Origin of the sequence: Streptomyces boninensis, assembly GCF_048572725.1 — a bacterium.
Lineage (GTDB): Bacteria > Actinomycetota > Actinomycetes > Streptomycetales > Streptomycetaceae > Streptomyces > Streptomyces boninensis.
In genome coordinates, this window is sequence record NZ_CP183837.1 from 7,195,054 (window position 1) to 7,212,981 (window position 17,928).

The following is a 17,928-nucleotide window of genomic DNA, read 5'->3' on the forward strand; positions in this document are numbered from 1 at the left end:
ATGGGCGAGCCGCCGCCGCCTATGAAGCCGTTGGAGGCGGATGTGCCGCCGCCCCTGGAGCATGGAAAGAGGCCTCCCCGCGGAGGCGCGATGGATGAGGGCGCAGGCGGTGCTACACCGGGCGGTGTTGCACCTGGCCGCGCGGGCGATGCGGCCAATGCGGGAGTGTCGGCTGATATTGGCGCTGCTGGCGAGGCCGGTTCGGCGTCGCCAGGCAATGCCGCGACGATCACGCCGATGCCCGATCATCGGGTTGGGACAGACATCGATAGCGCTCCGCCGGTAGCTCCTCCGCAGCCCGTTGCACCTCCGGCAGGGCCCCAGCCAGGAAACGCCCCGCCAGTAACACCGGCCAACCCTCCGGCTATGCCGGGGCCAATGCCCGTCGGTCCCGGAACGGGCAAGGTTCCAGGCGTCCCTCCCACGCCCGGCCGTGGCATCACCGAGCCGCCGGCACGTCCTGGCCAGGGGCGCCCGGTTGGTCCGCGTGGTTTCGGAAACCCCCAGGTGCCCGGCGCAAGCCGGCCGCCCATCGGACGTGGCCCCACGGCCATCGGTCGTCCTGGGACGCTGCGTGAGGGAGCCGGGACACCCCCGCGTTCCACTGGCCGCGGCCTTCCCGGCCGCCCGGGGCCGGGTATGGGTGAGGCATACGGGCCACGCGGCACCGGACGAGCACCCGGCGTCGACGGGCCCGCGAACCCCCAGCGTTCCGGCGTCCGTGGACCAACTGGACGACCGGCCACCGGACCGGGAGAGACTATTGGCACGCCCCGAACCGCGGGCCCCGGAGCCCGACCCATCGGTGACCCCGCAGGGGGTAACGGTCGGTCGCAGGGACGCGGCATCGGACGTCAGGTTCCGCCCGCAGGCAGGGCAGATGCGCCTCGCCGCCCGATGACGACGAATCGGCCAGGAGTGATCGGGGGCGATGCGGGAACAACAGCCCCTCGCTCCGGAGTGCGCGGCAGTCAGCCAGGAGGCCGCGTGGCCCCGCCAGAGGGAACACGAGGCACGACAAGGCCGGGCGTCGTAGGCACTGAGACGGGTGGAACGGGGCGCGGCAACGCCAACGCAAGGGGCATCAGCAGCCGTCCGGGAGCCGGGGTAGGCAGCGCCAACAATCCGCCAGGCACTCCCGGCAAGGCCACGGCAGCGCCGCGCGGAGCAGTCATCGGCCGTGGAACTGAGGCGAATTCCCCGCACGGAGTTGTGCCACGCGGTGGGGAACCAAATGGAGCCTCGGCCCGGCGTGCTGTCGGCGACAGGGGTGGCGTGGTCGGTTCCCGCAATCCCAATGACAGCGGACGTATGGGGCTGCCCCGCACCTTCACCGAGGGTGGTACAGGGCTCGTAGGCGGTCGTCCTTCGGCGGGCAGCGAAAGCAAGCGCGACGATCGAGACCGTCCGAACTATTTGGTCGAGGAGGAAGTGACGTGGCACTCGGGACAGCGTGAGGCTGCGCCGCGTGTCGTGGAAGAGTAAATCCCTCGATATGGAACGGATGATTACGGAGACGATGGATCTCCCAACTGACCTGCCGCAAATCCGTCGATTTGGAACCGTGCTCGGTGTCCTTGTCGTCAGCATGTCTGCGGTCCTTCTTGGTGTAGCGCCGACGGCTACCGGTGCTGATGCCCGGGATTACCAGTGGTATCTCGATGACATGCAGGCTGACGAGATGTGGAAGGTCAGTACTGGTAAGGGAATTAAGGTTGCCGTGATCGATAGCGGTGTTCGTGGCACCACGCCGGCATTGCGCGGTCAGGTGTTGCCCGGCGCAGATTCCACGAGGCATACTCGCGGCGACGAAAATGATGACCGGTCTGGTCACGGGACATCGATGGCGGAGCTAATCGCTGGCACTGGCCGTGGTGGCGCTGTGCAGGGCCTCGCTCCCGGTGCAAAGATCATCCCTGTGCGGTTTGCGCTGAAGGGGGCAGCTTCCAAACGGGATGCAATGGACCCAAAGAGGCTTTCACGTGCTGTCCGGGCCGCAGCGGATTCGGATGCCCAGATCATCAGTATGTCCTTTGGCGGGCTAGGGTACAGCCCTGAAGGGAAGTCGGCGATCGAGTATGCGCGCAGTGAAGGGAAGTTGCTGTTCGCCGCCACAGGCAACGACGGAAACGATGGGGCAGTCAACTATCCAGCGGCGTTTCCGGAAGTTGTGGGGGTCGGTGCCATCGACCGCGAAGGCGTTGTCGAGAAGTACTCAAATGGAGGCTTTCACGTCGACCTTGTCAGCCCAGCTGGCGACCTTCCCACGTACTGCGACAAGACTCTGTCTCGGTATTGTACCGGGCCGGGCGGCACCAGCAGCGCAACAGCCCTTGCCTCAGCTTCCGCAGCTCTGATCTGGTCCAAGCACCCGGACTGGACGGCTGATCAGGTCCTGCGGGTACTGATCGAAACTGCGGGACGGGAGGCAAAGAGCGACGTGCCGAGTAAGTACATCGGTCACGGTGCTGTCCGTCCGCGCATCAATCTCCTTGAGGGGAAGGGTTCCCCAGGGTCGGCGAACGACAATCCGCTGACCAAGAAGAACGAAGATCTCAAGGCCAGCGCCAAGCCCTCCGACAAACCCAGCGAGGGCAACAGCAAGGGCAAGGACGACGAGGCGACGGAGCGAACCGAGCCGGCCGGAGCAACCGAGAAGGACGACGGTGGGGTCAACTGGCCCTTGGCAGGCGTAGCCGCAGCCATCGTCGTTGTTATCGCGGGAGGGGCGTTCGCCATCGTGCGCACGCGCCGCAGTTGATGTCGGCACTCCCGTGGGAGCAAGGGAGCATCCCCCGCACGTAAGAGCACTACCGCGAGAACGAGAGGGAGAAAATGGCAGACAGGCAGCGGCTAAGTGACGCCGAGATCATGCACCATGAGCAGATCATCGAGCACAACATCGAGACCCTCAACGGCCGTGCTCGTAAGCTCAACGAGATCATTGAGTTCATCGAGGGAGGCCCCTGGAGGGGTATCGGCGCCTCCGCGTTCAACTCGAAGCAGAACGAAATCAACATCGAGCTCGTCAAGTTGACCAATATCCTCGCCCGGCTGCGTGAGGCCATCAAGGAGACCAGGACGCTCGGCTACGGGAACGAAGACGAGATTCGTGGCGCGCTGGGCGGCGTCGACGTCTCTGGCGCCACCGCGACAAGCTCGTCGCTCGGCTCTCTCTGAGCAGTAGTTCGACCACGACGCAGAGGCCCCCGCGCCCTGCGTCCCCTGGACCGCAGGGCAACCGTCAGCAGGCTACCGAGGAGGCAACATGCCACAGCCGGGATTCAACCCCATGGGATACACCGGGGACAACGACACGTCAGTGCACTACACCAGCCTTACCGAGGCTTCGGAGAAGATCCGACTCGAGGGCAACGGACTGCTGCAGGACCTGCAGGACATCAAGAATGCCGTGAACAAGGTCGCCGCAGGCTGGGAAGGCGAAGCTCATACCGCCTACCAAGCGGTCAGCGTCAAGTGGGACCAGGGTGTTTCGGCCATCAAGGACGCGCTCATCAGGATCGCAAACGAGGTCGAGAACGCCAACGGCAACTACAAAACCACCGACAAGAAAGCGGCCGGCCTGTTCGGGGCCTGAAGGCGTGCAACAGGGGATGGGCGCCGATCTGCGTCCATCCCCCTTTGCGCAACTGCAGGATTGTCAGGGCAGCTTGAAGCCCGAGAACCCGCGCGAGCTCTCGCCTCCCCGCACCGCACCGCCGAGTAGTTCACGCTCAAGATGCGGGTCAGACTATTCACCAGTGAGCATTTCCGATCTACGCTCGGGCGAGTGACCGTTGTTCGTGGTGGATGACGAAGATCGCGTGGGCGAGACCGGTGATCCGGTTCGGGCTGATCCGAATTCGCTGCAGTACCCGCCAGCGTTTGAGCTCGGCGAAGGCGCGTTCGACCGGCGCCCGCAGGCGGGCCAGGGCGGTGTTGGCCTGTTTTTCCCAGCCGTTGTGGCCTTTCCCGGCAGGCCGCTTGATCGGGGTGCGCACGGTACCGCCGGCACCCTGGTAGCCGGAGTCGGCAGTGGTTTCGACGTCGGCGTCGGTCACCGTCTCCATGATGCCGTCGTGGCGGGCGGCGGTGATGTCGGCGGTGGAGCCGGGCCGTGCCTCGCCGAGGAATACCAGCTCACCTGCGGTGGTGGTGATGCCGTGGAGGTTCATGCCGTGGTCGCGGTGCTTGGCGTTGTACAGCGGATCGTCGTTGTCCTCGGTGGCCAGGGCGGCGCAGCGCCAGGTGGGGATCAAGGTTCCGTCCAGCAGGAGCCGGCGGTCTTCGCCCGCGGCATCCATCGCCTCGGCCAGGGTGGGGCCAGCCCGGTCAGGGCGTCGATGGCTTCGTTGACGTACCGCCAGGCGGTGTCGGTGGCGACGCCGAATTGGGCGCCGAGCTGGGCGAATGTGTCGCCCTTGGCGAGGAAGACCAGGAACATGACGGCCTGGTCCCAGGAGGTCAGGGCCCGCCAGGTGCCCCTTGCGTCATCCTGTCGGGTGGCGATCTGGTTCTCCAGCCAGGAAACCAGGTCGGAGGGGACGTCGAGGGTGGCACGATAAGTGACCACGACGCTCCCTGCGTTGGCTGGAAGTTGGCACTCCCAGTAACCGCGAGGAGCTTCGCCGCGTCACGGGCACGGGGCGACCAGTTGCCGCCCCGTTCACCCCCACCGGCCGCGATCAGATCCGCTCACTCATCGCGAGACCAGCCCGTTATGCGGGACCCAGAAGAACGACTCAGGAATTGAGCCTCTTCCAACCTGAAGTGCCATCTCCGGGTCCTCAGCTGACGCGGGCTGGCCTCTGAAGAAGCCTCCGTGGACGGTCTTGCCGCCGACTCGCCACACACGTCCCCGCCCGGTTGTGTTGATGTTCGCCAGACCCTCTGGAAGGGTGCGGACATCAAACGGGGAGGGACCCATGCTGAAGCAAGTCGCCGAGGGTGTGCTGATCCACCAGAGTGAGTTGCTCGAGAACAACACCGTTGTCGTGCAGGGTAGGGACGGCGTGCTACTCGTAGACGCTGGGATTACCGGTGTCGAAATGACCTGCCTGGCGAACGACCTTCGAGAGCTAGGCTGGCCCGTGGTGGCAGGGTTCTCGACGCATCCTGATTGGGATCACGTGCTCTGGCACGCCGAACTCGGCGAAGCGCCTCGTTACGGCACAGCCCGCTGCGCGGACTTCATGCAGGATGTGTTGTCGAACGCGGACTGGAAGGCCGACGTCGCCGAGGGGCTGCCGCCGGAAATCGCCGAGGACACACCGCTCGACCTGTACGGCCTGATCACTGGTCTGCCTGCTGAAACCGCGCAGCTTCCTTGGGAGGGCCCCAAGGTGCGGATCATCGAGCATCCAGCGCATGCCCCGGGCCATGCGGCCCTGTTGATGGAAGAACGCCGAGTTCTCATCGCCGGCGACATGCTCTCCGACGTCTTCGTTCCCATGCTCGACGACACCGTTGACCCGATTGAGGACTACCTGGTCGGGCTTAGGCTGCTCGAGGGCGTAGCGGACGACGTGGATGTCCTCATCCCCGGACATGGGTCCCTCGTCAGGGATGAGGAGGTACGCGCAAGGATCAAACTGGATCGAGCGTACGTGGAGGACCTACGTGACGCCCGGGTGTCCAGCGACCCACGGGTCGTATCGCCCAAACTCGGCTGGGAGTGGGCAAGCAACTTCCACGAAGGGCAGGCCCGAAACCTCGCCCGACGAAGCAAGCGCGACGGGACGCCTGGCTAGCAAACTGCTTCCGTCACAAGACTCCCCTGCCAGTGAGCCTCTTCAGAGCTGGCAGCGCTGAACGCGTTGGACTGTCCTGCGCAACTACGAAGCTCCTGGTAGACGGGTTCTCGACCAAGATCACCCGTGTCCGCCAGGAGCTTCGCGTGCTTGTCTATCCGTCCTCTATCGACTTGTCCACCCGCACCTTGCGGTTCTTGGCCGGAGAACTGACGGCCAGGCGCCGGGACATCGGGACGCGGTGGCGGCGGCTTCCCGTGGCACGTCAGGCCCTGCTCGCCCTGGCCCACCTGCGGTGCGGTGACACCTACGCCCAGCTCGCAGTGGGGTTCGGCATCGGGATCGCCACTGTCTACCGCTAAATACGTGAATCCATCGAGGTTCTGGCCACCCTCGCCCCGACCTTGACCGAGGCGATGAAGACCATCCAGACCAAGGCGTTCGTCATCCTCGACGGCACCCTGCTGCCCATCGACCGCATCGCCGTCAACACCCCGTACTACTCCGGGAAACACAAACGCCACGGCATGAACGTACAAGTCCTCACCGGTCCATTCGGACGGCTGCTGTGGGCCTCGCCGGCTCTGCCCGGCTCGACCCACGATCTGACCGCCGCCCGGCAGCACGGGATCATCGCTGCCCTCGCCGCGGCGGGTCTCAGGTGCTGGGCGGACAAGGCGTACCAAGGAGCCGGTGGGCACGTCCTGGTCCCGTTTCGGGGCCGTCGCCTCAAGCAGTGGAAGCGCCGCCACAACACCACCCACGCCAAGATCCGTTTCCTTGGTGAGCAGGCCATAGCCACCCTCAAGGGCTGGCGACTCCTGCGGAAACTCCGATGCAGCACCAACCGCAACACCAACGTCGTGAAGGCAGTAGTCGTCTTCACCACGCATCAGCGTGAGGTTGGAAAGCGCTCATTGTATGCACATGATTGACCAATGCAGCCGTCACCCTCGCTGAACAGCTGCTACTGATCAAGGGAATCGAGAAACTCCTTATCGGCGATACTTGTTGCCCTCACCTCACCGGTAGACAGGTTGACAAGGATTGGCCAACAGTCCAGCACTCTGTCCATGTCATCCCGGCTCGAAATGAACTCCGGCGAGTTGTAAGGAACGACGAGATAGCCGTGACGCTCCTCAATCCATTGCTCGTCGATCACCAATTCCGGGTCGTCCGGCCGCAACTCACTCCTGAAAGATTGCTCGGCGATTTCGAGCGCCTCTGGCCTGCTGAGCATCAGTTAGTCCTCATGAAGTGGTAGTTCTTCCAGTTCTTTGCATGGGCCGCATGGCCGTTCTGGCCGTCCAAAAAGATCACGTCCCCGTCGCGATTGATGACGTTGAAGACATGGCCGCCATGTTTGTCACCCCCATACACGATACCTCGTGCGCCGTCGCCCGCCGCTTCCATGTCTCTTGTCAGCGCTGAGAAAGACCTCTTCCGAAAGTGTCGACCCGGAAAGTACTCTTCGACCTTACTGAGAGGGCCACGAGGTATGTGTGGCATAGCTGATGCTGGGGTTCCGGCGAGCGTTCGATCAACGGAGACCACGCATGCCCGGCAGTTGACCTGCCCGCCCCCGGGGTTGACCAGCTTCTTGAGGTCGTTGGTGATAGGGGTCTTGTAGGGGGTCCCATTCAGCGTTGTGCCTCCGCCGCCCTCGCCCCATCTAACGTTGCCGATGCGTGCCATCGACTTAGTGCCGCTGGCCAGTCCCGTCGCCAGCCCACCGCCGGCCCCGAACGCGGCGCCCCACAGGGCGCCGTCGCGGCCCGCCTTGCCGGCCTCGTCCAGGTCGAAACCGGGCTGCAGGCCGGTAGCGATCTTCATCGGCTGGGCGACGGCCAGGTTGACCGCGATCGACTCCAGACTGGCGAACGCCACCCCCGCCAGGGTCACTCCGCCGATCGTGGCCACAGTCGTGGAGACCCCTACGCCCAGCGTGCTGGCCAATGCCAGGATCTCCGCGGTCGCCGCGCTAGCAGCCGCGGAGGCTGCTCCGGCGGTCACGAAGGCCAGGCCGATCCCGGCGGCGATGGTCACCGCCTCGGTCAGCAGGACGTTGTCCAGCTTCGTCTTGTAGTCGTCGATCGCGTCGGCGAATTCATCGAGCGCGTCCGCTATCGCATCCGCTGCATCACCCAGGTCACGCAGCCAGCCCTTGCCGTACGCCTCATAGCGATACCAGAAGACCTCGAACGCATCGATGGCCTTGCCGGTGTTGTTCAAAATGATCGACTCGGCCGGCTTGCTGACCTTCGGCAGAATGTCGTAGACGTCGTTGCCGAACTCCCGCCACGCCTTGGCTGCCAGCCGCAGATCCGGCGCATCCGCGTCCGGCCACCACATCCCCTGGACCTCGATCAGCCACTCCTTGGCCTCCTCGAACGCCCCCATAGCGGCAGATCCCCTCCCCCTCAGCGCCCCGCGGCCCCCGGATAGCCGCCCGTGGACGGATGCCCACCGGTCGACGGCTGACCGTCGCCGCCTGGCTCCTGCCCCGGGGTGTACGGACCGTAGGGGACGTTGCCCACCCCGCCCTGGTCGTTCATCCCCGCATCGGCCTTGACCATGGTGAACATGCCCTTGATGGCAGCCTCGTTGTCCACATGCCCATCGGACATGTCCTTCATCGCGGCATGGACCGAAGCCAACCCCTCGATAAGGATCCCCACCGCCCGATCCACCTCCAATGCCTGCGGCTCAAGCGCCCGCTCGAACTCCTGCCCCTTGTCATCGCCACCCCAGGGCTTGCCCAGGCCGGCCAGCTTGGTCTGCAGTCTCGATGCCGCCTCGTACAGCGCCCGCGACTGCTCACTGAACGCCGGCGCCGCCGCCTTGACGTCAGTGACCGATATCCCGAGAACCTCGTCCGAGTCCCCGCCCATCAGAAAGACCCCTCCCGCTCGCCCGTCTCCAGTCACTGCTGCAACGACGGTATCGCCCCCCACCCCCGAATTCGCGAGAGTGAGGCTTTCTCTGCGAAATAATCTCCGAGGGGTGCCGGGCAGGGCCCAGGCAAGTCTTCTGTCGATCCCGCGCACTCGTCGAACAGCCGAGACTGAGGTTGGAAAACGCTCACTGAAGCTCTTTTGTCCTGTGTCTGAAGGGTGAAATGGCCTGGTCAGGTGGGGTGGTGACGAGGCAGGGCCCTCGTTGGCGTGGTGATTCCACTCAGTACACCGGCGACCCGAGGGGCCCTGTTGGTTGCGTATCGTGCCTCGGTCGACGTCCCGGACGAGCTCGTTGAGCACGTGTCCTGGCTCACCCACGCCCGAAGGCGTGACATCGGCTCGCCCTGGCGGAAGTTGGGCTGCTTCAAGCAGGCCCCGCTCACCCTGGCCCACCTGCGCAAGAACGAGACGTTCGCCCAAGTGGGAGCGGGATTCGGGGTCTCGGAGGCGACCGCCTGGCGCTACGTCGACGAAACTCTGCAGGTGCTGGCCGCCTGGGCGCCGGGCCTGCGCGAAGCCCTGGTGGGCCTCGGCGAGGGCGACTTTGTCATCGTCGACGGCAGCCTGATCTCGATCGACCGGATCACCGCGGACGGCACCCCGCGGTGGTTCTCGCGGGCTACCCCGGGCCGTACTCACGACCTGACCGCAGCCGCGCTCACGGGAACATCGACGCCTGCCTGACCCGTCAGATCCTCATCCTCGCCGACCGGGCCTACTAGGGTGCCGGCGCCACCGTCCGCACCCCCTACAAAGGCCGCCGCGACCAGCCGCCCCGCTACCAGCAGTACGACCGCGACCATGCCCGCCTCCGCACCCCCGGGGAACGTGCCTTCGCACTGCTCACGCAGTGGCGCATCCTGCGCCGAGCCCGCTGCAGCACCCGTCGCATCAGCACCGTATCGCCGCCATCCACACCTTGCTGACCTGCACCTATTCAGGATGAAAGAGGTTCACTGAGCTTCTTCAGCCTGACCACTGATCGGGTGACGGGCCGGGGCGCGTAACAGACGAGGCCCATGGGCGGTATGCCACGACCGACCTCCTTGGCCTGGCCCCTGCCCCCATGCGGAGGCTATCTCGCAGGGGGATTTGCAAACAATCCTTAACGATTTCCACTCCTGGACAGTTCCCGGAGGAGGAAGAGGTGACTGTGTGGTTCGCAACCACGGAACTAGGGTTTGCTGCGTATAAGAGGGAGGTGGGGTGGGTGGGATGAAATCCGGCAGCGCTTAATGCTCCAGCTGTAAATCTTGATCTCCATGCTGGTTGACCTGCTTGTCGGTGATGGTGGCTGTCGCGGGCGCGGGCTTGATGGTGGCGTCTCGCCAGTGGGGCCAGCGCTGGCGGTGAGCGACGACCCGGTGCAGCTCCAGCTAAGTCAGGTTGATGTCGGCGGCCATCTCCGTCCCGGGCCCCGACGCGGGCCCGCGGCCTGCTCGGCGGGTTCGTCGAACAGTTCCTTCGCGCCGCCTGATGTGGTGAGCCGCCCGGTCGCGTCGAAATGTGTCCAATTCGAGCTGGCAGCAGCTGATATGGACTGTGGTCGCGGGAGCGTGCTAGATTCGGCGAGGCCAATTCAGCTGCGATTTACAGCGGGAAGCCTGCCAAATGGGGGTGTCGCGTGGGGTTCGATGAGGAATGGGTGCAGGCGTTGTCGTCGGCGAAGAGTGATGCGGCGACGGGGATGAACCTCGCTCAGACGGGATCTCCCGCTCCCGGCGGTCACGATCGGCTGGCTACCTCGGCGAGCGACAAGAAGCGCGCTGCCCGGTACATGGAGGAAGAGCTGCTCCCCGACACTCAAGCGGCCGGCCGGATGGCCGACGGCGGAGGCGCGGCGGCTGTCAGGCCTCCGCTGCTCGGGCCACCGCCCACGACGTCGAGTGTGATGAAGCCCGACACGGGCCTGGCGGGGCTCTCCGACTGGGCTGTCGACAAGGGGCTGTCAGAGGCGATGTCGACCTGGCAGGGGCAGGTGCAGCGCTTGATGGGCACGCTGGGGGCGGAGCTTGGCGCGTTGCGCGGTACGAATACGGCCTTTCAGGGCAACGAGCTGACTACGGGTTCGCGCTTCGGTGCGCTGGAGTCCGGGGTAAGGCGGCCTGGCAGCAGCCGCATTGAAGGGCTGTAGCTCCGAGTGCTGGAGGCCCGAAGAACCAGCGGCGTACCGGAAGCGACACGCGAAGGAGCACCGGATCGATGACGCTCACCCACCAGGACATCGTCACCGCCGACCTGTATTCGCTGACGGATGCGGCCAAGGCCTGGAAGGGCATGGGTGAACGCTTCGGCGAGCTCAAGCAGAATTACCGCAAGCACATCCCTAATGCCCTCGCCAACGGAAGTTGGCAGGGCCAGGCTTTCGACGCCCACCAGGGCTCAGCTCAGCGCACTATCTACGAATACGCGGCGGCGAAGAAGGAAGCGCAGGCTGTGGCGACCATCCTCACCGACGCCCACACCGAGCTCACCCGTTTGCAGAAGGCGGTGAAGGATCTGGTCGCCGATGCAGAGTCGAAGGATTACCGCGTCGACTCGCACGGCAAGGCGACCTATGTCGGCTACGACAAGCTCTCCGCGCAGGAGCAGAACGCGGCCCGTCATGACCCGGACTACTGGCCGACGGTACGCAAGCATGAGGCGGAGTTCACTGAGGAGATCGCGAAGGCCGTGCGGGCGGTGGACGATGCCGATCAGGGTGTGAAGCTCGCGCTGACGACGGCCGTCCGGGACACGTCAGGGGACGGCAGCGGCTTCGGTGGCTTCAACGCTCACGCGGAGAGTGATACGGAGAAAGCCGAGGGCCGGCGGGCGGCTGAACTCGGCATGAAGCTCAACTCGGGCGAGGACCTGTCTACCCGGGAAGCCGCGGAGCTGCGCCGGCTGCTGAGGGACAACGAGCACGACCAGACCTTCTCCCGGACCATGCTGACGGAGCTGGGCGGCCCGAGTGGCCTGATCAAGCTGACGAACAAGCTCAACCACGAGATGGAGTACGGCGACTCGGCCGGGCAGCGGAAGGCATACGGGGCGATCGAGGAGGGGCTGGCTACCGCCCTGGACACGGCGACCTCCGGCCCCAAGGACACGTTCTACACCGAGTACGTGGACGGCCTGAAGGAAGCCGGCCGGCGCAACTTCGGCAGCAACGCCGACCCGCACTACGGCTACCAGACCCTGACGGGGCTGATGAGACAGGGCGGCAAGTACGACACGGACCTGCTGACGACGCTGGGCAGCGACATCGTGGCGTACGAGAAGGAGAAGGGCACCGGCATGTGGACCGCCTACAACGGCGGTCACCCGGGCAGCGAGCATGACCCGTTGGACGGGATGCTGGGGGTGATGGGGAAGAACCCGGAGGCGGCGACGGAGTTCCTGGACCCGCGGCGCGGCGACAATCTTGAGTATCTGATGAAGGAACGCGAGTGGCCGGGGTCCGTTATGAATGGGCCCGGCATGGTCAAGGAACTGGACGATCCGTCGCAGTATGCCGGATTCGGGGAAGCGATGGATGCGGCCACGCAGGACATCCCTGGCTCGGACTTCGAGGCGCACGATCGCATCATTAACGAGGCCGTCGGGCATGTCGCCGATCAGGGTGATGACTTCCCGCCGGGGATGCGCGAGCCGATGGCTCAGGCGCTCGCGAATCAGCGGGATGATGTGTATCAGACGCTCGGCACCATCGGGCGGGACGGCGACCCGCTCAGCGAGGACGAGCTATTCGAGACCGCAAAGCAGATCCAGCGGGATCCGGAGGCCGGGAAGGTGCTGAACCTCGGCTTGGTGCCAGAGATGATCGAAGACGTCAACGCAAACCATTCGGACGAGAAGGACAGCAATGCGCTGCTGCGGTCCGGCCGGACCGTGGGGGTGTTGGAGCAAGCGCAGAGCCAGGCCATGAAGCTGGAGAATCCCGAGGCGCAGCTCGGGGAGTGGAAGACAGCTCTTGATGTCGGAATCGGACACATTCCGGTAGTGGGCGGGGAAGTTCAGGCAGGGGTGGATCTCGTAGCAGATAAGTGGCTGCAAGGCGAGAACGCTCGCGTGACAGATATCGAGAAGGGTGAGCTCAAGGACGGCTACACCTACAGAAATGAACAGCTCAACGCCCTTGCGGACCAATGGTCCATCGCGCATCGTGGCGATCCGGATGCCACAGAAGATATCTGGGAAATTGCGAATCGGGCCGCATCGGATGGATACACCGATTCTCACGTATGGAGCGGAGCAAGTGCAGACTCCACGGACTAAGATGAACCGCACCGTCTTGGCGGCAGTCGCGCTCACGGCTTTCGGCTGGTCTGCGTCAGCATGCGCCGACGAAGAACAGTACTCGGTTCCTGGGAAACTGTGCGGTATTGAAATGGACGCAACGATCGTGCGATCCGTTCTCCCGCAAGGAAGCAACCTCACTCAGCACGAGTTTCCGCCCCAGAAGCGCTTTTTCTGTGATGTAACCACCAACAATCACCAGAAGGAAGATCTGCAGATCCTCGTCTCCAGGCACCCGGACAGGCTCAGCAATCCGATCTGGGAAGACAACGTGCCGCCGGAGTTCACCTTCCGTGATATGCGTCCATCCGACCTCGGCGACCGAGCAGCAATTGGATCTGAAAGCGCGATTGCTGACGTACGTTGCATGGGCGGGCGCGTGAAGGAAGACAAGTACCTGACGGTGCGCATGTCGCTGCCTTGGCTGCTGCGTGATGAGAACGATGGCAAGGTCAGCAGGCCCGAGATCGAGAAGTTCCTCGACGCCTATCTCAAGGGCCAAATGCGCAATCATTCGTGCTGATGGGCGCATTGCGCCCGTCCCGGCAGCGAGTGCCCGGGACCCGGTGAGTGTCAAGTCAAGCGGGAAACGATCCGGAACATTCCGCGGGACGCAGCTGCTCGGGCTTCAAGATGCCTTGAAAAGCCCACAGTTACAGCACAAGAGGATGGGCACACACCGGCGCCCATCCTCTCCTGCCGCGCTCTTCAGGCGCCGAACAGGCCGGCCGCCTTCTTGTCGGTGGTCTTGTAGTTGCCGTTGGCGTTCTCGACCTCGTTTGCGATCCTGATTAGCGCGTCCTTGATGGCCGTAACACCCTGGTCCCACTTGACGCTGACCGCTTGGTAGGCGGTATGAGCTTCGCCTTCCCAGCCTGCGGCGACCTTGTTCACGGCATTCTTGATGTCCTGCAGGTCCTGCAGCAGTCCGTTGCCCTCGAGTCGGATCTTCTCCGAAGCCTCGGTAAGGCTGGTGTAGTGCACTGACGTGTCGTTGTCCCCGGTGTATCCCATGAGGTTGAATCCCGGCTGTGGCATGTTGCCTCCTCGGTAGCCTGCTGACGGTTGCCCTGCGGTCCAGGGGACGCAGGGCGCGGGGGCCTCTGCGTCGTGGTCGAACTACTGCTCAGAGAGAGCCGAGCGACGAGCTTGTCGCGGTGGCACCAGAGACGTCGACACCGCCCAGCGCACCACGAATCTCGTCTTCGTTCCCGTAGCCGAGCGTCCTGGTCTCCTTGATGGCCTCACGCAGCCGGGCGAGGATATTGGTCAACTTGACGAGCTCGATGTTGATCTCGTTCTGCTTCGAGTTGAACGCGGAGGCGCCGATACCCCTCCAGGGGCCTCCCTCGATGAACTCAATGATCTCGTTGAGCTTACGAGCACGGCCGTTGAGCGTCTCGATGTTGTGCTCGATGACCTGCTCATGGTGCATGATCTCGCTGTCACTTAGCCGCTGCCTGTCTGCCATTTTCTCCCTTTCGTTCTCGCGGTAGTGCTATTACGTGGGGGCGATGTATCCGCACCCTTCGCTCCGACGGGAGTGCCGACATCAGCTGCGGCGCGTGCGCACGATGGCGAACGCCGCTCCCGCGATAACAACGACGATGCCTGCCGCTACTGCTGCCATGGGCCAGCCGACGCCACCGTCATCCTTCTCGGCCGCTCCCGCCGGCTGGGTTCGTTCCGCATCATCGTCGCTTTTGCCCTTGCCGTTGCGCTCGCTGGGTTTGTCGGAGGGCTGGGCGCCGGCCTTGGGGTCCTCGTTTTTCTTGGTTAGCGGATTGTCGTTGGCCGCCCCCGGGGATCCCTTCCCCTCAAGGAGATTGATGCGCGGGCGGACAGCACCGTGACCGATGTACTTGCTCGGCTCATCGCTCTTCGACTCGCGCCCGGCGGTTTCGATTCGGAGGGCGACATCCTGGGCAACGTCCGCCCACGGCCGCTGCCGCCGGGGCGGGGCTTCTTCGTATCGCGTCGACGGGGGAATCCGCTGGTGCAAGTGGGGTGGGACGGGGAGGCGTAGGGGCGAGATCCCGACATCCAACAGCCGCTCGGTGACGCGCAGCAGCAGCCCGGTGTCCTCTTGGAAGATCCGGTGCAGGGCGTCATGTGACGCGCTGACCATACGGATGATCCTGGGCGATCAACCGCCGACGTCCCGACCTGCAGCGCAGGGTTTATTCGCGCGAGCGATCGGGAGTTGCGGGATGCGGCATCTCTGTGCTCGCGGCCGTCGCCAGGGTCCGTCGGCGCGGCCGCATCTCTGAAGCCAGAGCTGGAACAGGGGCAACTCGCTCATCAACAGGAGTGATTGCGCCTCTGACCCTTGAGGTAGGCGTCGAGAAACTTCTCGATCTCGGGACGGCTGATCTCGCCTGGCTTCTCACCCTCCAGCCAAGGCAGCGACAGTCGCACCGTGAGGTACTTGCCGAGCGCCTTCCGCCCGCCCAGGCATTGAACATCGGCGACTGCGCCGTCGCGCCCTACCGCAGCCCTGTCACCAGCCTTCGCCGGGCGCGGGTCGTTCATGGCGAAACCCGGCGGCACCAGATCTTTCCAGATCGGGTCATTGAGCTTGTCCGGATGCCGGGAGACGTAGATCTTCAGTACGTTCTTACGCTCGTCCACATCTACGTAGCAGAAAAGGCGCGCCTGGGTGGAGTCGTCGCGCTGCGTTAGTCGTCTTCCAGTAGGTAGGACACTGCGCGCCTTCGCGGGATCCAACGCAACATTACAGAATTTCTCAGGGATGGAGTACTGCTCGGTGTCCGTGCATGCCGAGATCGTACAGACAAGAATACCTGCCAGCGAGCCCACCACGATGCGGCGTTTGATGCTACCCTCCCGGGTTCGTACTCGCTCCGGTTCGCGAGCCGTAGTCTATATATCCGGACGATGCGGCGCTATTAGCGATTTCAACGATATTCTCCGCAGCGACAGTTTTGCCGTTATGCGCAAGAGACCATTGATTTGCGACGGCCTCAATCTGCTTACTCCTGTAGGTGTACCGGTCTTCATGCTTACCCCGTTCCATTTCTGCAATGCGCTGATTTTCTCCTTCCAGCCATCCGTCAGCAACATAATCCACCCCCGCCTGAACCTCGCCACCAACCACCGGAATGTGCCCGATCCCGACATCAAGCGCCGTCTTCCACTCCCCGATCTCCGCCGCAGGGTTCTCCAGCTTGATGGCCTGGCTCTGCGCTTGCTCCAACACCCCCACGGTCCGGCCGGACCGCAGCAGCGCATTGCTGTCTTTCTCATCAGGATGGTTTGCGTTGACGTCCTCGACCATCTCCGGCACCAAGCCCAGGTTCAGTACCTTGCCGGCCTCCGGATCCCGCTGGATCTGCTTTGCGGTCTCGAATAGCTCGTCCTCGCTGAGCGGGTCGCCGTCCCGCCCGATGGTGCCGAACGTCTGATACACATCATCCCGCTGATTCGCGAGCGCCTGAGCCATCGGCTCGCGCATCCCCGGCGGGAAGTCATCACCCTGATCGGCGACATGCCCGACGGCCTCGTTAATGATGCGATCGTGCGCCTCGAAGTCCGAGCCAGGGATGTCCTGCGTGGCCGCATCCATCGCTTCCCCGAATCCGGCATACTGCGACGGATCGTCCAGTTCCTTGACCATGCCGGGCCCATTCATAACAGACCCCGGCCACTCGCGTTCCTTCATCAGATACTCAAGATTGTCGCCGCGCCGCGGGTCCAGGAACTCCGTCGCCGCCTCCGGGTTCTTCCCCATCACCCCCAGCATCCCGTCCAACGGGTCATGCTCGCTGCCCGGGTGACCGCCGTTGTAGGCGGTCCACATGCCGGTGCCCTTCTCCTTCTCGTACGCCACGATGTCGCTGCCCAGCGTCGTCAGCAGGTCCGTGTCGTACTTGCCGCCCTGTCTCATCAGCCCCGTCAGGGTCTGGTAGCCGTAGTGCGGGTCGGCGTTGCTGCCGAAGTTGCGCCGGCCGGCTTCCTTCAGGCCGTCCACGTACTCGGTGTAGAACGTGTCCTTGGGGCCGGAGGTCGCCGTGTCCAGGGCGGTAGCCAGCCCCTCCTCGATCGCCCCGTATGCCTTCCGCTGCCCGGCCGAGTCGCCGTACTCCATCTCGTGGTTGAGCTTGTTCGTCAGCTTGATCAGGCCACTCGGGCCGCCCAGCTCCGTCAGCATGGTCCGGGAGAAGGTCTGGTCGTGCTCGTTGTCCCTCAGCAGCCGGCGCAGCTCCGCGGCTTCCCGGGTAGACAGGTCCTCGCCCGAGTTGAGCTTCATGCCGAGTTCAGCCGCCCGCCGGCCCTCGGCTTTCTCCGTATCACTCTCCGCGTGAGCGTTGAAGCCACCGAAGCCGCTGCCGTCCCCTGACGTGTCCCGGACGGCCGTCGTCAGCGCGAGCTTCACACCCTGATCGGCATCGTCCACCGCCCGCACGGCCTTCGCGATCTCCTCAGTGAACTCCGCCTCATGCTTGCGTACCGTCGGCCAGTAGTCCGGGTCATGACGGGCCGCGTTCTGCTCCTGCGCGGAGAGCTTGTCGTAGCCGACATAGGTCGCCTTGCCGTGCGAGTCGACGCGGTAATCCTTCGACTCTGCATCGGCGACCAGATCCTTCACCGCCTTCTGCAAACGGGTGAGCTCGGTGTGGGCGTCGGTGAGGATGGTCGCCACAGCCTGCGCTTCCTTCTTCGCCGCCGCGTATTCGTAGAAAGTGCGCTGAGCTGAGCCCTGGTGGGCGTCGAAAGCCTGGCCCTGCCAACTTCCGTTGGCGAGGGCATTAGGGATGTGCTTGCGGTAATTCTGCTTGAGCTCGCCGAAGCGTTCACCCATGCCCTTCCAGGCCTTGGCCGCATCCGTCAGCGAATACAGGTCGGCCGTGACGACGTCCTGATAGGTGAGCGTCATCGAACCGGTGCTCCTTCGGCTTTCGCTTTCGTTCGCTGCTGGC

The 17,928-nt window shown here is 64.3% G+C and carries 17 protein-coding genes and 2 pseudogenes; 9 read left to right on the plus strand and 10 right to left on the minus strand.

The window, feature by feature from the left end; all coding sequences use genetic code 11:
- The first annotated feature begins 1,468 nt into the window (after nt 1-1,468).
- The 3 genes from ACNNMR_RS32885 (at nt 1,469) to ACNNMR_RS32895 (ending at nt 3,598) form a co-directional block, all read left to right on the plus strand.
- Complete coding sequence (locus tag ACNNMR_RS32885) at nt 1,469-2,761, plus strand: S8 family serine peptidase (RefSeq protein ID WP_419998334.1); 1,293 nt, start codon at nt 1,469-1,471, stop codon at nt 2,759-2,761.
- Nucleotides 2,762-2,835: 74 nt separating this feature from the next.
- Nucleotides 2,836-3,180, plus strand: coding sequence for a hypothetical protein (locus tag ACNNMR_RS32890; protein WP_419998335.1), 345 nt, complete (start codon nt 2,836-2,838; stop codon nt 3,178-3,180).
- 88 nt (nt 3,181-3,268) lie between these two features.
- Nucleotides 3,269-3,598, plus strand: coding sequence for a WXG100 family type VII secretion target (locus ACNNMR_RS32895; protein WP_419998336.1), 330 nt, complete (start codon nt 3,269-3,271; stop codon nt 3,596-3,598).
- Between the two features lie 178 nt (nt 3,599-3,776).
- Here the strand turns inward: ACNNMR_RS32895 and ACNNMR_RS32900 are convergent, their stop codons facing one another.
- Both ACNNMR_RS32900 and ACNNMR_RS32905 read right to left on the minus strand, forming a co-directional pair.
- Nucleotides 3,777-4,304: a transposase family protein gene (locus tag ACNNMR_RS32900; RefSeq protein WP_419998337.1), complete on the minus strand. Its 528-nt coding sequence runs from the start codon at nt 4,302-4,304 to the stop codon at nt 3,777-3,779.
- Nucleotides 4,256-4,573 (minus strand): helix-turn-helix domain-containing protein, encoded by a 318-nt coding sequence (locus tag ACNNMR_RS32905; RefSeq protein ID WP_419998338.1) that lies wholly within the window; start codon nt 4,571-4,573, stop codon nt 4,256-4,258. Before ACNNMR_RS32905 ends, ACNNMR_RS32900 begins: the two co-directional genes overlap by 49 nt.
- 352 nt (nt 4,574-4,925) lie before the next feature.
- On the opposite strand from ACNNMR_RS32905, the gene ACNNMR_RS32910 reads away from it, so the two are divergent.
- On the plus strand, nt 4,926-5,750 hold the full coding sequence (locus tag ACNNMR_RS32910) for an MBL fold metallo-hydrolase (RefSeq protein ID WP_419998339.1): 825 nt from the start codon (nt 4,926-4,928) through the stop codon (nt 5,748-5,750).
- Nucleotides 5,751-5,896: 146 nt separating this feature from the next.
- Nucleotides 5,897-6,685: pseudogene (locus ACNNMR_RS32915) on the plus strand (transposase family protein).
- 32 nt (nt 6,686-6,717) lie between these two features.
- Here the strand turns inward: ACNNMR_RS32915 and ACNNMR_RS32920 are convergent.
- From ACNNMR_RS32920 to ACNNMR_RS32930, 3 genes are read right to left on the minus strand one after another with little or no spacing between them, the layout of a single operon-like run.
- Entirely contained in the window at nt 6,718-6,990 is a 273-nt protein-coding gene (locus ACNNMR_RS32920; protein WP_419998340.1) for a hypothetical protein, read from the minus strand.
- On the minus strand, nt 6,990-8,150 hold the full coding sequence (locus ACNNMR_RS32925) for a toxin glutamine deamidase domain-containing protein (protein WP_419998341.1): 1,161 nt from the start codon (nt 8,148-8,150) through the stop codon (nt 6,990-6,992). Before ACNNMR_RS32925 ends, ACNNMR_RS32920 begins: the two co-directional genes overlap by 1 nt.
- A gap of 20 nt (nt 8,151-8,170) precedes the next feature.
- Nucleotides 8,171-8,641 carry a WXG100 family type VII secretion target gene (locus ACNNMR_RS32930; protein ID WP_419998342.1) on the minus strand — a complete coding sequence of 157 codons (471 nt, stop codon included), beginning with the start codon at nt 8,639-8,641 and terminating at the stop codon, nt 8,171-8,173.
- A gap of 273 nt (nt 8,642-8,914) precedes the next feature.
- Here ACNNMR_RS32930 and ACNNMR_RS32935 point away from each other — a divergent pair.
- From ACNNMR_RS32935 to ACNNMR_RS32950, 4 genes and pseudogenes are all read left to right on the plus strand, one after another.
- Nucleotides 8,915-9,653 (plus strand): annotated as a pseudogene (locus tag ACNNMR_RS32935) (transposase family protein).
- A gap of 678 nt (nt 9,654-10,331) precedes the next feature.
- A complete protein-coding gene (locus tag ACNNMR_RS32940; RefSeq protein ID WP_419998343.1) occupies nt 10,332-10,841 on the plus strand; it encodes a hypothetical protein in 510 nt (169 codons plus the stop codon).
- 68 nt (nt 10,842-10,909) lie between these two features.
- Nucleotides 10,910-12,967 (plus strand): DUF6571 family protein, encoded by a 2,058-nt coding sequence (locus ACNNMR_RS32945; RefSeq protein WP_419998344.1) that lies wholly within the window; start codon nt 10,910-10,912, stop codon nt 12,965-12,967.
- Between the two features lies 1 nt (nt 12,968).
- Nucleotides 12,969-13,511, plus strand: a complete 543-nt coding sequence (locus tag ACNNMR_RS32950; protein ID WP_419998345.1) for a hypothetical protein — start codon at nt 12,969-12,971, stop codon at nt 13,509-13,511.
- Between the two features lie 185 nt (nt 13,512-13,696).
- Here the strand turns inward: ACNNMR_RS32950 and ACNNMR_RS32955 are convergent, their stop codons facing one another.
- The 5 genes from ACNNMR_RS32955 to ACNNMR_RS32975 all read right to left on the minus strand — a co-directional run bounded on the left by ACNNMR_RS32955 (nt 13,697) and on the right by ACNNMR_RS32975 (nt 17,885).
- Nucleotides 13,697-14,026 carry a WXG100 family type VII secretion target gene (locus tag ACNNMR_RS32955; RefSeq protein WP_419998346.1) on the minus strand — a complete coding sequence of 110 codons (330 nt, stop codon included), beginning with the start codon at nt 14,024-14,026 and terminating at the stop codon, nt 13,697-13,699.
- Nucleotides 14,027-14,114: 88 nt separating this feature from the next.
- A complete protein-coding gene (locus ACNNMR_RS32960) occupies nt 14,115-14,459 on the minus strand; it encodes a hypothetical protein (RefSeq protein WP_419998347.1) in 345 nt (114 codons plus the stop codon).
- 81 nt (nt 14,460-14,540) lie between these two features.
- A complete protein-coding gene (locus ACNNMR_RS32965) occupies nt 14,541-15,116 on the minus strand; it encodes a hypothetical protein (RefSeq protein WP_420000667.1) in 576 nt (191 codons plus the stop codon).
- A gap of 173 nt (nt 15,117-15,289) precedes the next feature.
- Nucleotides 15,290-15,811: a hypothetical protein gene (locus ACNNMR_RS32970; RefSeq protein WP_419998348.1), complete on the minus strand. Its 522-nt coding sequence runs from the start codon at nt 15,809-15,811 to the stop codon at nt 15,290-15,292.
- Between the two features lie 16 nt (nt 15,812-15,827).
- A complete protein-coding gene (locus ACNNMR_RS32975; protein WP_419998349.1) occupies nt 15,828-17,885 on the minus strand; it encodes a DUF6571 family protein in 2,058 nt (685 codons plus the stop codon).
- Between the last annotated feature and the right edge of the window lie 43 nt (nt 17,886-17,928).